Origin of the sequence: Streptomyces sp. NPDC058198 (genome assembly GCF_042882605.1) — a bacterium.
In the GTDB taxonomy this organism is placed as follows: Bacteria; Actinomycetota; Actinomycetes; order Streptomycetales; family Streptomycetaceae; genus Streptomyces.
In genome coordinates this window covers 188,534-201,345 of sequence record NZ_JBHVVP010000001.1, presented here as the reverse complement: position 1 = coordinate 201,345, position 12,812 = coordinate 188,534, and the positions used below count along the sequence as shown (strand labels likewise).

The 12,812-nt window shown below is 70.0% G+C and carries 11 protein-coding genes; 8 read left to right on the top strand and 3 right to left on the bottom strand.

The genetic code is table 11. The features are described 5' to 3' along the window. Positions 1-45 precede the first annotated feature (45 nt). The 8 genes from ACFVWW_RS00845 to ACFVWW_RS00810 all read left to right on the top strand — a co-directional run bounded on the left by ACFVWW_RS00845 (position 46) and on the right by ACFVWW_RS00810 (position 9,286). On the top strand, positions 46-1,275 hold the full coding sequence (locus tag ACFVWW_RS00845) for a PP2C family protein-serine/threonine phosphatase (RefSeq protein WP_384189572.1): 1,230 nt from the start codon (positions 46-48) through the stop codon (positions 1,273-1,275). A 166-nt stretch (positions 1,276-1,441) separates the two neighbouring features. Continuing rightward, on the top strand, positions 1,442-1,945 hold the full coding sequence (locus ACFVWW_RS00840) for a hypothetical protein (RefSeq protein WP_386875082.1): 504 nt from the start codon (positions 1,442-1,444) through the stop codon (positions 1,943-1,945). An 89-nt stretch (positions 1,946-2,034) separates the two neighbouring features. Continuing rightward, positions 2,035-2,361, top strand: a complete 327-nt coding sequence (locus ACFVWW_RS00835; protein WP_384189576.1) for a nuclear transport factor 2 family protein — start codon at positions 2,035-2,037, stop codon at positions 2,359-2,361. Beyond that, positions 2,358-3,158: a TetR/AcrR family transcriptional regulator gene (locus ACFVWW_RS00830; RefSeq protein ID WP_386875080.1), complete on the top strand. Its 801-nt coding sequence runs from the start codon at positions 2,358-2,360 to the stop codon at positions 3,156-3,158. Before ACFVWW_RS00835 ends, ACFVWW_RS00830 begins: the two co-directional genes overlap by 4 nt. Positions 3,159-3,200: 42 nt before the next feature. Next, entirely contained in the window at positions 3,201-5,264 is a 2,064-nt protein-coding gene (locus ACFVWW_RS00825) for a transglycosylase domain-containing protein (RefSeq protein ID WP_386875078.1), read from the top strand. 84 nt (positions 5,265-5,348) lie between these two features. Beyond that, complete coding sequence (locus tag ACFVWW_RS00820) at positions 5,349-6,668, top strand: hypothetical protein (protein ID WP_386875076.1); 1,320 nt, start codon at positions 5,349-5,351, stop codon at positions 6,666-6,668. Between the two features lie 110 nt (positions 6,669-6,778). Continuing rightward, positions 6,779-8,002 (top strand): NAD(P)/FAD-dependent oxidoreductase, encoded by a 1,224-nt coding sequence (locus tag ACFVWW_RS00815; protein ID WP_386875074.1) that lies wholly within the window; start codon positions 6,779-6,781, stop codon positions 8,000-8,002. Positions 8,003-8,176: 174 nt separating this feature from the next. Then, entirely contained in the window at positions 8,177-9,286 is a 1,110-nt protein-coding gene (locus ACFVWW_RS00810; RefSeq protein WP_384189585.1) for a PP2C family protein-serine/threonine phosphatase, read from the top strand. A gap of 54 nt (positions 9,287-9,340) precedes the next feature. On the opposite strand, the gene ACFVWW_RS00805 is transcribed toward ACFVWW_RS00810, so the two are convergent. The 3 genes from ACFVWW_RS00805 to ACFVWW_RS00795 all read right to left on the bottom strand — a co-directional run bounded on the left by ACFVWW_RS00805 (position 9,341) and on the right by ACFVWW_RS00795 (position 12,736). Continuing rightward, positions 9,341-9,682, bottom strand: coding sequence for a hypothetical protein (locus tag ACFVWW_RS00805; protein WP_384189587.1), 342 nt, complete (start codon positions 9,680-9,682; stop codon positions 9,341-9,343). 35 nt (positions 9,683-9,717) lie between these two features. Then, on the bottom strand, positions 9,718-11,448 hold the full coding sequence (ctaD, locus tag ACFVWW_RS00800) for a cytochrome c oxidase subunit I (protein ID WP_384189589.1): 1,731 nt from the start codon (positions 11,446-11,448) through the stop codon (positions 9,718-9,720). A gap of 355 nt (positions 11,449-11,803) precedes the next feature. Beyond that, entirely contained in the window at positions 11,804-12,736 is a 933-nt protein-coding gene (locus tag ACFVWW_RS00795; RefSeq protein WP_386875071.1) for a TauD/TfdA dioxygenase family protein, read from the bottom strand. Positions 12,737-12,812 lie beyond the last annotated feature (76 nt).

Below are 12,812 nucleotides of genomic sequence, written 5' to 3'. Positions count from 1 at the left end.
ACCAGCGGGGGACGAGAGTGGGCGGCGTCCCGGGCTGAGGTGCCGATGACGGGGCGCCTCGTGGGTGTGGACCGGTCGGAGGGGTTCGGCGAGCGGCTGCTGGGACAACTCCTGGACCGTGCGCACGAGATGCCGCCTCAGCTCATCGCTCCCCTGGTGGCGGAAGAAGTGCGCCTGGTCGGGGGGCGGGATGTCTCGATCCTCCTGCAGGACTACGGCCAGCTGCTGCTGGTTCCGCTCGCGGGGGAAGGGCTCCTGGTCGGAAGCCCCGTTTCCATCGACGATTCCCCGGCTGGTGAGTGTTTCCTCCACGCGACCCCGGTCGAGCGTCAGCGGGGCGACGGCGTGCGCTTGTACCTGCCTCTGCTGGACGGCAGTGACGAGGTCGGGGTCATGGCGCTGACGCTGGACACGGTCGATGACGACGACCGCCGGCTGCTGCGACGCCTCGCCGGACTGGTCGCCGACATGGTGGTCACCAAGAACGGCTACACGGACCAGTTCTTCCAGGCGCGGCGCCGGCAGCCGATGAGCGTGGCCGCGGAGATCCAGTGGTCGTTGCTGCCCCCGCTGACGATGGTCACGCCTCAGGTCTCCGTCGCCGGGATCATGGAGCCTGCCTACAACGTCGCCGGCGACAGTCTGGACTACGCCCTCAACGACGAGGTCCTGCATCTCGCCATCATCGACGCCATGGGGCACGGCCTGAACGCCGCCATGCTGGCGACGGCCGCCGTGGGGGCCTACCGGCACGCCCGACGGGCCAACGTGGGGCTCGCCGAGCTGTACGCGTTCATGGACCAGGTCGTCGAGGAGCAATTCACCCCGGAAAGCTTTGTCACGGCGCAGATGATGCGTCTCAATATCGTCAGCGGCCGGCTGGAGTGGGTCAACGCCGGCCACCCGGCGCCGCTGCTCATCCGTGATCACCGTGTCATTCAGGCGCTGCAGGGGCCGGGAACGCTGCCGGTCGGTTTCGGTGGTGACACGCCGCAGATCAGCACGCAGCAGCTCCAGCGCGGCGACCGGGTGCTGTTCTACACGGACGGGCTCGTCGAAGAACACGTCTCCGGCGGGGAGCCGTTCGGCGAGGCGCGCCTGACCGACGCCATCGAGCGCGTCGGCCCGTCCAGTACGAGCGTGCAGCAGATGGTGCGGGCCCTCTCCCACACGCTGACGCGGGCGAGGGACGGGTCCACGAGCGACGACGCGACGCTCTTCCTGGTCGAGTGGCGCGGAGGCAGTGCCAGCCACCTCGCCAAGCCGGACCTCTGACGGGGCTGGGGCCGGAGTCGGGTCCGGGGTCGGGTCCGGGGTCGGGACGCGGGTGGGGCGTAGCGGTGCTACGCATGGGGGTAGCGTAGTTAACGTATTGGTGTTAGCGTTGATCCGTCGGGTTGCGGAGAACGCCACCCACCGCGTCTGGCGAAGTGAGGTTCCCGTGTCTCATCATTCCCTTCCGGCCCGCGTCCACCGGCTCGCGGCGCCCCGGCCGGCCCCCTCTCCCGATCTGGGCGCCTATCTGGCCTCGGGCGTCGTCACCGGAGCGCTGATGGGCGGCGTGTGGGGCCTGGTCTGGTCCCTGCACCGCGCCGTCACGGCCGACGCGGCCACCACGCCGTGGCTCATATCCGCCGCCCAGGTGTTCACGCACGAAGCCGCCGTGATCGTCGCCTCCGGCCTGCTGGGCGCCCTCGTGACGCTGGGCAGCGCGGGTACGGACCGAGTGCTGCGCCCGCTGGGACGCCGCTTCCCGAAGGCGACCACGGCCGTGGCCCTCCTTCCCGCCCTGGTGGTGGCCGTGGCCGCGATGGAGACGGCGGCGCGCGTCGTCCCGGTGCGCTCCGCCGGCGAGGAGGCCCTGCGGCTGCTCGTGCCGCTCCTCGCGGCGGTCGGCCTGTTCTCCATACGGGCGAAGGCTTCGCACCGGGGGACGGCGTTGTGACAACCCACCCCGTCCGCTCACCTCGCACCAGCTCACCTCGCACCAGCTCACCTCGCACCAGCTCACCTCGTACCGAACGGGAGACCACCATGAACAGCTCCGACCTGCCCCCCGCCGTCCGGCGCGCCGTGGACGCCGCCAACTCCGGTGACATCGACGGTTATCTCGACAGCTTCACCGAGGACGGCGCGGTCGACGACTGGGGCCGCACGTTCAAGGGGCGTGCGGCGATCCGCGGATGGAGCGACAAGGAGTTCATCGGCGTGGACGTCAGCCTGGCCGTCACCGGGGCACGCCGGTCGGGCGACACCGTGACGGTGAGCGCGACGGTGGGCGGGAACGGGTTCAACGGGCCGTCCGACTTCGCGTTCACGGTGGACGGCGACCGTATCTCGCTGATGCGGATCACCGGATGACGAGTGGACGGGCACGCATCCTGGAAGTGGCGGCCGATCTGGTCGCACGGTCCCCGAACGGGGACGTCTCCACCCGCTCCGTGTGCGAGGCCGCACAGGTGGGCGCGCCGGCCCTCTACCGGCACTTCGGCGACAAAGAGGGCCTGCTGTCCGCCGTGGTCGACCATGGCTTCGACGCGTACCTGGCGACGAAGCGACGGCGCAGCCCCGGCGCGGACCCCGTCGACGACCTGCGAAACGGCTGGGACAGCCATGTGGACTTCGCCCTGAAGAACCCGAACCTGTACCGGCTGATGCATTCCCCCGCGATGCGCACTCCGCCGGCCGCGGCGCTGGAGTCCCACCGCATACTCACCCGGGACCTGGAACGGGCGGCGGCGCAAGGGCGGTTGCGCCTCGCCCCGGAGCTGGCGGCCCAGATCATCATGTCCGCCAACACCGGCGTGGCACTGATGCTCGTCGCCCGCCCTTCGGCCTTCCCCGACACGAGCACATCGCGGCGCGTGCGGGACGCCGTGCACGCCGTCGCTCTCGTCACCCCGGACGTGCCCGGCCCGGCCACGGCCCCCGATCTCTCGTGGAGCGGCGTGGAAGAGACACACATGCCGTCCACCGCGGCCCGGCTGCGCGCACTGCTGAACCGGTCGCCGGACTCGGTGCTCAGCCCCGCCGAGGCGGAACTGATGAGCGAATGGCTGGACCGGCTCTCCAACGCTCCAAGCCGCACCATAGGCTCCCAAACCTTCCCGCCGGGCGTTGAAACATTCCGCTGGGCCCAACGCGTCAGTGAGGTGTAGGCCAAAGCTCGGAACACCTTCTTGTCAGGAGATCTCGCAGGTATGCAGCACGCACCCCGCCGCGACCGCCGCACGGAGCGGACGACGAGCGGACGCGGAGCCGCCACCCCTTCCCCCCGGCGTGGACGGACCGCTCGTACGAGATTCCTGCGGATCCCGCGGCTACGCCGCCCGGACTACCCACGCGCGAACCGTTCCGGCCCCCGGCGATGGCTGCCGTCCTGGCGCCAGCTGTCCGGCCTGTTACTGATCGGCGCGGCCGGCCTCACCGGGCTGGTGATGTACGCCTACGCGCAGACAGAGATACCGGAACGCCTCAACAGCTTCGCGACCCAGCAGGACAACGTGTACTACTGGGCGGACGGCTCGCAGATGGCGCGTAGCGGCTGGGTCAGCCGGCAGGAGATGCCCCTGTCCAAGGTGCCCGACGACGTCAAGGGCGCCGTACTGGCCGCGGAGAACGCGGGGTTCTATTCCGATCCCGGTGTCTCCGCCTCCGGAATGACCCGCGCGCTGCTGCGGATGGTCGGCGGTGGTGACACCCAGGGCGGCTCCACCATCACCCAGCAGTACGTCAAGAACGCCTATCTCAACCAGGATCAGACCTTCTCCCGGAAGTTCGACGAGCTCCTCCTCGCGGTCAAGGTCGACAACCAGCTCAGCAAGGACCGGATACTGGAGGGCTATCTCAACACCAGCTGGTTCGGCCGGGGGACGTACGGCATCCAACGCGCCGCGCAGGCCTACTACGGGAAGGAAGTCACCGACCTCGACGCCAGTGAGGCCGCGTTTCTGGCGTCCCTCCTCAAGGGAGCCTCGCTGTACGACCCGGCGATCAGCGCGAAAACCCACCAACGGGCGGTGGAGCGGTGGAGCTGGATTCTCGACCGGATGGTCACGACCGGCGTCCTGTCCCCTTCGGAGCGGGCCGCCTATACGGTCTTCCCCGAGCCGAAGGCCCCACCCCAGGACTCCACGGCGGGCGGACAGCCGGGCTATCTGGTCGCCCTCGCCACGACCTATCTCAAGCAGTCGGGCCGTATCTCCGACGCCGCGTTCGACCTGGGTGGCTATCAGATCTACACCACCTTCGAGAAGCCGCGGACGGCGGCTCTGACCAAGTCGGTGCGCGCAGCCCGCGAGACCTTGGACCCGAAGAACCGGAAGGCCGACCGGCACGCGCGCACCGGCGCCGCGTCCATCGCCCCCGACGGGCGCATACTCGCCGTGTACGGCGGCCCCGACTCTCTCGTGCAGGGCTTCAACGAGTCCAACGCGGTCACGGTCCCCGCGGGGTCGGCGTTCACGCCGTTCGTGTACGCGGCCGCGCTGCGCGACGGCGTCGAACGCGAGCGCGGTGAGCCCCGCACCCCCGTGTCTCCCTCCACCACCTATGACGGTGCCGACGATCTCGCCGTGCGTACCCCCGAAGGCCCCTACTGGGACCGGAACGGCAAGGTGGTCAAGGGGCAGAACGACGGCGACCGCTCCTGGGGGTGGCTCAGCCTGAACGACGCGATGGTCCACTCGGCCAACACCCCCCTGCTGCAGCTCGGGATGGACGTCGGCCTCGACCGCGTGGGCCGCGCCGCCCAGGACGCCGGGATCCTCGCCTCCAGCCTCGGGCCGCGGGTGCCCGCCTTCGCCCTGGGCAACTCCACGCCGAGCGCCATCCGGATGGCCGCCGCGTACGGGACGTTCGCCGCGGGGGGCCTGCACACGGAGCCGTACTCGGTGGCGCGGGTGTCCCGTAACGGAGAGCCGGTGCGGCTGGCACGTCCACGGAGCGACCGGGCCTTCAGCGCCAAGGTGAGCGGGCAGGTCACGGACGCTCTCCGGGGCGCCCTTCAGGACGACAGCTCCGGACCCGCGAACGGCCTGGACGCCTGGGCCGCCGGCAAGATCGGCACCACGCAGGACCACACCGCGGGCTGGTTCGCCGGCTACACCGCGCAGGAGGCGACGGCCGTCGTCGTCTACCGCATGGACCTGAAGAATCTCGAACCGCTGCCGCTCACCGGCCTCGGCGGAGCCGACGACGCCGATCTGACATACCCGGCCCGCATCTGGGCCGACTACCTGAAGACCGTGACGGGTCAGGAGTGAACCGACCGCCGTGCCCGCACCTCTTCTCATCGACGGTGTCTCACCACCGCCGTCTCATCGACTCCTTCAGGAAAGCGATTCCGTATGACCCGCACCACTCGTGCCAGATGGCGAGCGTTCCCGCGCTCCGCCACCCGTGCCCATGTCGCCTTAGGGGCGGTGCTGGCCGTCGTGGCGGCCGCGGCCGCCGTCCCGCTCGTCGACGGCGACGCGGGCGCGGCCTCGCCGGCAGCGCGGCCGCCCACGGCCGCCACCGCTCACGGGAGCGCCGGGCCGCGCGCCCGCCCCGGCGCGTCGGCCAGGGCAGGAGCGGACCGTGACGACGAGGAGTGGGACGGGAAGGTCAAGGTGCTGGGGGACGGCTCCACCTCCTACACCGGCCCCAAGCCGGGACAACTGAAGCCCGAGCGCCTCAAACCGGGGCAGAAACCACCCCAGTTCGTGGTGTTCTCCTGGGACGGCGCTCTGGAGGACGAGCAGGGACTGTTCTCCCGCTTCCGCGAGGCGGCGAAGGAGAGCGGCGCGCACATGACCTTCTTCCTCACCGGCATCTATCTGCTGCCCGAGTCCAAGAAGCGGCTCTACAAGCCGCCGCAGCACGGCGCCGGGGCCGCGGCCATCTCGTACCCGACGCCCGGGCACATCCGGATGACCCTGGACCAGCTCCGGAAGGCCTGGACGGAGGGCCACGAGATCGGCTCGCACTTCAACGGCCACTTCTGCGGCGACAAGGGCGGCGGGGACTGGAGCGAGGGGGAGTGGAAGAGCGAGATCGACCAGACCTACTCCTTCATCAAGGAGTGGAAGACGAACACCGGGTTCACCGACCTCGCCCCGCTGCCCTTCGACCCGGAGCGGGAGATCGCGGGCGGCCGCGCGCCCTGCCTGGAGGGACAGAAGACGCTGATACCCGCCGGCAAGCCCTTTGGCTGGCGCTACGACGCGAGTTCGTCCGGGGACTTCCAGATCTGGCCCGCCGAGAAGGACGGCGTCTGGGACTTCCCCCTCCAGCTGCTGCCCTATCCGGGGCGTGATTTCCAGGTGCTCTCCATGGACTTCAACCTCCTCTACAACCAGTCCGGCGACAGCACCCAGGGCGATCCGTCCATGTGGCCCACCTGGCGCGGCGAGACCCGGGACGCCTACATGAACGGCTTCGAGCGGGTCTTCAACGGCAGCCGCGCACCGCTGTTCATCGGCAACCACTTCGAGGACTGGAACGGCGGCATCTACATGGACGCCGTCGAGGACATGATGCGGGAGGTGTGCCCGCGCGAGGGGGTGCGCTGTGTGTCCTTCCGTGAACTGGCCGACTGGCTCGACGCCCAGGACCCCGGCGTGCTCAGCCAGTTGCGCTCCCTCGACCCCGCCCAGGCCCCGAACTGGCAGTCACTGATCCGCTGAGGCGCGGCCCCGGACACGCCCTGGGCCCGGCGACGGGGACGGCATAGCCTTCGTCCCTGACGCGAGGCCGTGACCCGCTGCCCCGCGACGGCGATCCAACTGGAGCTGGAGTGAGTGAAATCCGTCAAGTGACCGTCGTCGGCGCCTCGGCCGCGGGCGTGAGCACCGCCGAGGGGCTGCGCCGGGCCGGCTACGAGGGGCGGATCACCCTCATCGGAGAGGAAGCCCATCTGCCGTACGACAGGCCGCCGTTGTCCAAGCAGCTGCTGTCGGGCGACTGGGAGCCCGAGCGGCTGCGGCTGCGCGGCGAGGAGGCCCTCGCCGGCCTGCGGCTGGACCTGCGGCTCGGCGTCCCGGCACAGTCCCTGGACGTGGCGGCCCACGAGGTCGTCCTGGCCGACGGCGAGCGGGTCGGCTACGACGCGCTGGTGGTGGCGACGGGCGCCGCCGCCCGTCGGCTGCCCGGCACCGAAGGCGTCTCCGGAGTGCATGTGCTGCGCACCCTGGAGGACGCTCTCGGGCTGCGGGAGGCGTTGCGGGGCGGACCGCGGCTCGTCGTGGTCGGGTCCGGTTTCGTCGGCTGCGAGGCCGCCGCCGTCGCCCGCCGGATGGGCGCCGAGGTGACCATGGTCAGCGATGTCCCCGCGCCCCTGGCCGACGTACTCGGTCCGGAGCTGGGGACGATGCTCGCCGAGGTGCACCGCGAGCAGGGGGTACGCCTGGAGCCGGGCGTGCTCGTCGAGGGGATCCGGTCCGAGGGGGGCCGCGCCACCGGGGTGCGCCTCGCCGACGGCCGGACACTGGAGGCGGACGCGGTGCTGGTCGGAATCGGTGCCCGGCCCAATACCGGGTGGCTGGCGGGCAGCGGTGTCCCGGTGGGAAACGGTGTCGAGTGCGACGCCACGCTGTACGCCGGATCGGATGTGTGGGCGGCCGGCGATGTCGCCTGCTGGCTGCATCCGCGTACCGGCATCCCGACCAGGATCGAGCACCGTACGAACGCCGCCGAGCAGGGGCTGGCGGTCGCCCGCAATATCCTGGCGGGGCCCGGAGCCGCGGTTCCGTTCGACCCTGTCCCGTACGTCTGGTCCGATCAGTACGACCTCAAGGTGCAGATCTTCGGCCGCACGCGGGGCGCCGACCGGATGCGCGTCGTGGAGGGCGGCCTCGCCGAACGCAAGCTGATCGCGCTGTACGGGCTCGGCGGCCGGGTGTGCGGGGCGGTCGCCGTCAACATGGCGCGGGCGGCTCGGGCCTATCGCGCCCTGGTGGCCGAGGGCGCCGACTGGGAGACCGTGGCCGGCGCGGGCCGGGATCCGGAAATGGCGCGGTAACCGGACGCCGACGCGCGGAATCCTTCTCATATGCGCATAATCGGTCACATATGATGTGAATACAGTGATCGCCCTTCGGGGAGGCCGGCTGCGGCCACACGTCGGGGCGCGCGGCCGTGGTCGGCCCTGCCCGGCACTGGCGGGATTTCTGGTGAGGTCCCTAGGAACAGCGACATGGCACGTACACAGTCAAGGCACCACGCGCCGGACGAGCTGGTGACGGGGCCGGGGCCGCAGCTCTCACGAAGGGTCGCCCTGATCGCGGCCATTACTCCCTTCGTGGTCATCGCGACCGACCTGTTGGTCGCGGTCCTGGCCGGACCGGGGCTGCGCTGGCTGTCGATGCTCGCCGCGGCCCCCGCCCTGGCCGCCGCACGCTACGGCCCCCGCAGCGTGATCGCGTTCGGGGCCGTCTCGCTCGCCATCGGAGTGACCCTGGGTATGCGCCCGGGGTCACCGAGCGTCGACGACCAGGCCTTCGTGCTGGCGGCGCTGGCCGTGATCACTGTGGCCAGCGCGCTGCTGAGCGCGCTGCGGCAGCGCCGTGAACGGGAGCTGATCGCGGTACGGTCCGTGGCCGAGGCGGCGCAGCAGGCCATTCTCGCGCCCGTGCCCGAACGGGTGGGGTCGTTGCGCATCGCCGTGCGGTACAGCGCGGCGGCCGCCGAGGCCAGCATCGGAGGCGACCTGTACGGCGTCGTCCTGACCCCCTTCGGCCCCCGGGCCATCATGGCCGACGTGCGGGGCAAGGGGCTGCCCGCCGTCAGCACCGCCGCCCTCGTCCTGGGTGTCTTCCGTGAGGCCGCGCACGACGAGCCGGACCTGCTCCGCGTCGTGGACCGGGTCGAGAACAGCCTCCGCCGCAATCTCGGCAGCGACGACTTCGTGACCGCGGTCCTCGTCGGTTTCCCCTCCCCGGACCGGCTCCACATCGCCAACTGCGGTCATGTGCCGCCCCTCCTCGTCCACCGCCAGGTGGTCACCGTCGTGGAGCCCGAGTCGACGGTTCCTCCGCTCGGACTCCTCGAACTCAGTGAGGCCAGGCCCGCGCTGGTGAGCGTCGCTTTCGAGGAGGGCGACCAGCTGCTGCTGTATACGGACGGGGTGACGGAGGCCCGGAACCACCAAGGGGTCTTCTTTCCTCTCCCCGAACGCCTGCAGCAGCACCTCACGGCGGATTTCACCGGCACGCTCGACGCCCTGCACGCGAGGCTGCTCGATCACAACGGCGGACGCCTCAACGACGACGCCGCGCTCCTGCTGATCCAGCGCGCCGCTCCGTGAGCCCCCGGGCCGGGAGCCCTCCCCGGACGCGGGACCGCGTCGCCGCGCCCGGTGTCATCGGGCGAGCAGCGTGACCGCGGCGCAGGTGCCGCTCGCCGCGCCGACCGCGACGACGGTCGCCGCCACGCAGCGCGTTCTGAGCTGCAGGTAGCGTTCCGTGTACTCCTCGCGCAGCTCGGCGGCCCGGTTGGCGATCCGGACGAGCATCTCCCGGGAGGCGGCCACCCCGTCGGCGGTGTAGACGCGCTCCACCTCCTCACGCTGGGCGGTCGTGAGCCACGGCAACTGCTCGGTGAAGCGGACCGTCCGCCTCCGGACGTCCTCGACTTCGGCGCTCCACAGGAGGTAGCCCTCAAGCCGGACGAGTCCGCGGGCACTGTCCTTGTCGGGCTCCACGCGTTTCTCCTTGCTCTGGGATCCGGAAAGGGGTCTCACTCCTGCTTGTCGCCCGGCGCGACGATCGTGGCGGTGCCGGGACGGTTGAGGGCCTCGTCCAGGGACCGGATGGCCGGGTAGTGAAGGTCGAACGCGGGGGACTCGGAGCGGATCCGCGGCAGGGTGAGGAAGTTGTGCCGCGGCGGCGGGCACGAGGTCGCCCACTCCAGCGAGCGGCCGTAGCCCCACGGGTCGTCGACCTCGATCTTCTTGCCGTATTTGGCGGTCTTCCAGACGTTGTAGAAGAACGGCAGCATCGACAGTCCGAGCAGGAACGAGGCGATGCTGGAGATGGTGTTCAGCGCGGTGAATCCGTCGGTGGCGAGATAGTCCGCGTAACGGCGCGGCATGCCCTCCGCGCCCAGCCAGTGCTGCACCAGGAAGGTGCCGTGGAAGCCGATGAACAGCGTCCAGAACGTGATTTTTCCGAGCCGCTCGTCCAGCATCTTCCCGGTGAACTTCGGCCACCAGAAATGGAATCCGGCGAACATCGCGAACACCACGGTGCCGAAGACCACGTAGTGGAAGTGCGCGACGACGAAGTACGAGTCGGAGACATGGAAGTCCATCGGCGGCGAGGCCAGAAGGACGCCGGTCAGACCACCGAAGAGGAAGGTGACCAGGAATCCGATCGACCAGAGCATCGGTGTCTCGAAGGACAGCGAACCCTTCCACATGGTGCCGATCCAGTTGAAGAACTTCACCCCGGTCGGTACCGCGATCAGGAACGACATGAAGGAGAAGAACGGCAGGAGCACACCGCCGGTCACAAACATATGGTGCGCCCACACCGTGATCGAAAGACCCGCGATGGCGATGGTCGCCGCCACCAGGCCGATATAGCCGAAGACCGGCTTGCGGCTGAAGACCGGAAAGATCTCGGTGACGATGCCGAAAAAGGGCAACGCGATGATGTACACCTCCGGATGGCCGAAGAACCAGAAGAGGTGCTGCCACAGCAAGGAGCCGCCGTTGGCGGCTTCGAAGACATGCGCACCGAATTTCCGGTCCGCCTCCAGCGCGAGCAGCGCGGCGGCCAGCACGGGGAAGGCGAACAGGACCAGCAAGGCGGTCAGCAGCACGTTCCAGGTGAAGATGGGCATCCGGAACATCGTCATACCGGGGGCGCGCATACAGACGATCGTGGTGATGAAGTTGACCGAGCCGAGGATCGTACCGAAGCCGGAAAAGGCCAGACCCATGATCCACAGGTCGCCGCCGACCCCCGGTGAACGGACGCCGTCCGTCAGCGGGGAGTAGGCGAACCAGCCGAAGTCCGCCGCACCCTGCGGGGTGAGAAATCCGGCCACGACAATGAGAGAGCCGAAGAGATAGAGCCAGTACGCGAAGATATTCAGCCGTGGGAACGCCACATCGGGCGCCCCGATCTGCAGCGGCATGATCCAGTTAGTGAATCCGGCGAACAGTGGCGTCGCGAACATCAGCAGCATGATGGTGCCGTGAATCGTGAACGCCTGGTTGTACTGCTCGTTGGACATGATCTGCGTGCCGGGGCGGGCCAGTTCCGCGCGCATGAAGAGCGCCAGCAGACCGCCCACGATGAAGAACGCGAACGAAGTAGTGAGATAAAGTGTCCCGATCGTCTTATGATCGGTGGTGGTCAGCCACCCCACGACGACTTTGCCCGGCTCCTTGCGCCGTACCGGCAACTCGTTCTCGTACGTGTCGTCGGCCTCGGCCGACTCTTCCGTGCCCGTCGTCGTCACTGCGACGTTCCTCCGGTCAATGGTCGCGTGTGGATTCGGCAAGCAGCATGGCGTTGCTTTCACCGGTGCGGTGCGACCTCTTGCTTTCCGGCGCGTCGCTACGGGACGGTCCTGCTCACCTTCCTCGGCCGTGGTGGGAGGCAGGAATAGCCGGGTGATAGCGAAAAGGGCCGGTCACGGCTGTGGTGCCGTCCGTTCGCCGGCCACCTCCGGCGCGCGGCCGGAACGCCCGCCCGCGCGACGGCCGGGGCGTCGCTTTCACCCGATAGAGCGGCTCGGGTGCCCCCGGGCCGTTGACCGTTCCGGCAGGTCGCGGCGGGACGGACGGCCACGCCGGGCCGGCCCTTGTCCACGGTCAGAACGGCCGGTCGCCGACGATGGCGACGCGCTCGGCCACCCGGCGGTGCGTACCGTAGTCGCTGACCGCGTAGTGCTGGGTGGCGCGGTTGTCCCAGAAGGCGATGTCGCCCGCCTCCCAGCGGAACCGCACCTGGAACTCGGGCACATGGGCCTGCTGGAACAGCAGCCGCAGCAGCCGGTCGCTCTCCTCCGGCTCGAATCCCACGATCCGGGTGGTGAAGGAGGCGTTGACGAACAGCATGCGCCGGCCCGTCTCCGGATGACGTCGCACCACCGGGTGCTCGACCGGCGGGAACAGCTCCTGGAACGGGGCCAGCCGGGCGGCGGGGGAGAAGCGGGCGAAGCCCGGGACGAAGTCGTGGACGGCGCGGGCGCCGTCGATACGGTCCTTCACCTCCCGCGGCAGGTTGTCGTACGCCGCCGCCATGTCGGCCCACAGCGTGTCGCCGCCCGCCGGCGGCACCTCGCGCAGTTGCAGCACCGCGCCCAGCGCGGGCCGCTCCCGGAAGGTCACGTCCGTGTGCCAGACGTTCTCGTACGTGGGGACCGCGGTGCGGTCGAGGCGGACCACGTCCCGGGCGGCGCCGGTGGCCAGCAGCGGATTGGTCTCCAACTCGCCCCAGTTGCGGGCGAACGCCCGCTGCGCGTCGGAGGACAGGTGCTGCCCCCGGAAGAAGAGCACCTTCCACTCCAGCAGGGCGCGGTTGAGCTCCTCCCGTACGGCGGGCGACAGCGGACCCGACAGGTCCAGGCCACGGATCTCGGCGCCGATGGTGCGGCCCTGCGGGACGACGTCGAAGAGCTCGTACGGACGGTCGGTCCACTCCTCCGGGAGGCGGCGCAGCTCGCGGTGGCCTTCGTACAGGCCGTCGGCGGGGATGCGGTGGTCGCGTAGTGCGGAGGGGGTGGGTCCGGCGGTGGTGGTCACGGGTCTCCTCTGGAGTTCGAGCCGACGGGAGGGTACGGGCCGACCTGGGGGAACGGGAGCGGGGCGCGGACCGGCC

Excerpts from the sequence above, each read along its gene's own strand:
- ACFVWW_RS00810 (WP_384189585.1), top strand. The coding sequence starts at position 8,177 with ATGGCACGTACACAGTCAAGGCACCACGCGCCGGACGAGCTGGTGACG.
- ACFVWW_RS00845 (WP_384189572.1), top strand. The coding sequence starts at position 46 with ATGACGGGGCGCCTCGTGGGTGTGGACCGGTCGGAGGGGTTCGGCGAG.
- ACFVWW_RS00835 (WP_384189576.1), top strand. The coding sequence starts at position 2,035 with ATGAACAGCTCCGACCTGCCCCCCGCCGTCCGGCGCGCCGTGGACGCC.
- ACFVWW_RS00830 (WP_386875080.1), top strand. The coding sequence starts at position 2,358 with ATGACGAGTGGACGGGCACGCATCCTGGAAGTGGCGGCCGATCTGGTC.
- ACFVWW_RS00825 (WP_386875078.1), top strand. The coding sequence starts at position 3,201 with ATGCAGCACGCACCCCGCCGCGACCGCCGCACGGAGCGGACGACGAGC.
- ACFVWW_RS00820 (WP_386875076.1), top strand. The coding sequence starts at position 5,349 with ATGACCCGCACCACTCGTGCCAGATGGCGAGCGTTCCCGCGCTCCGCC.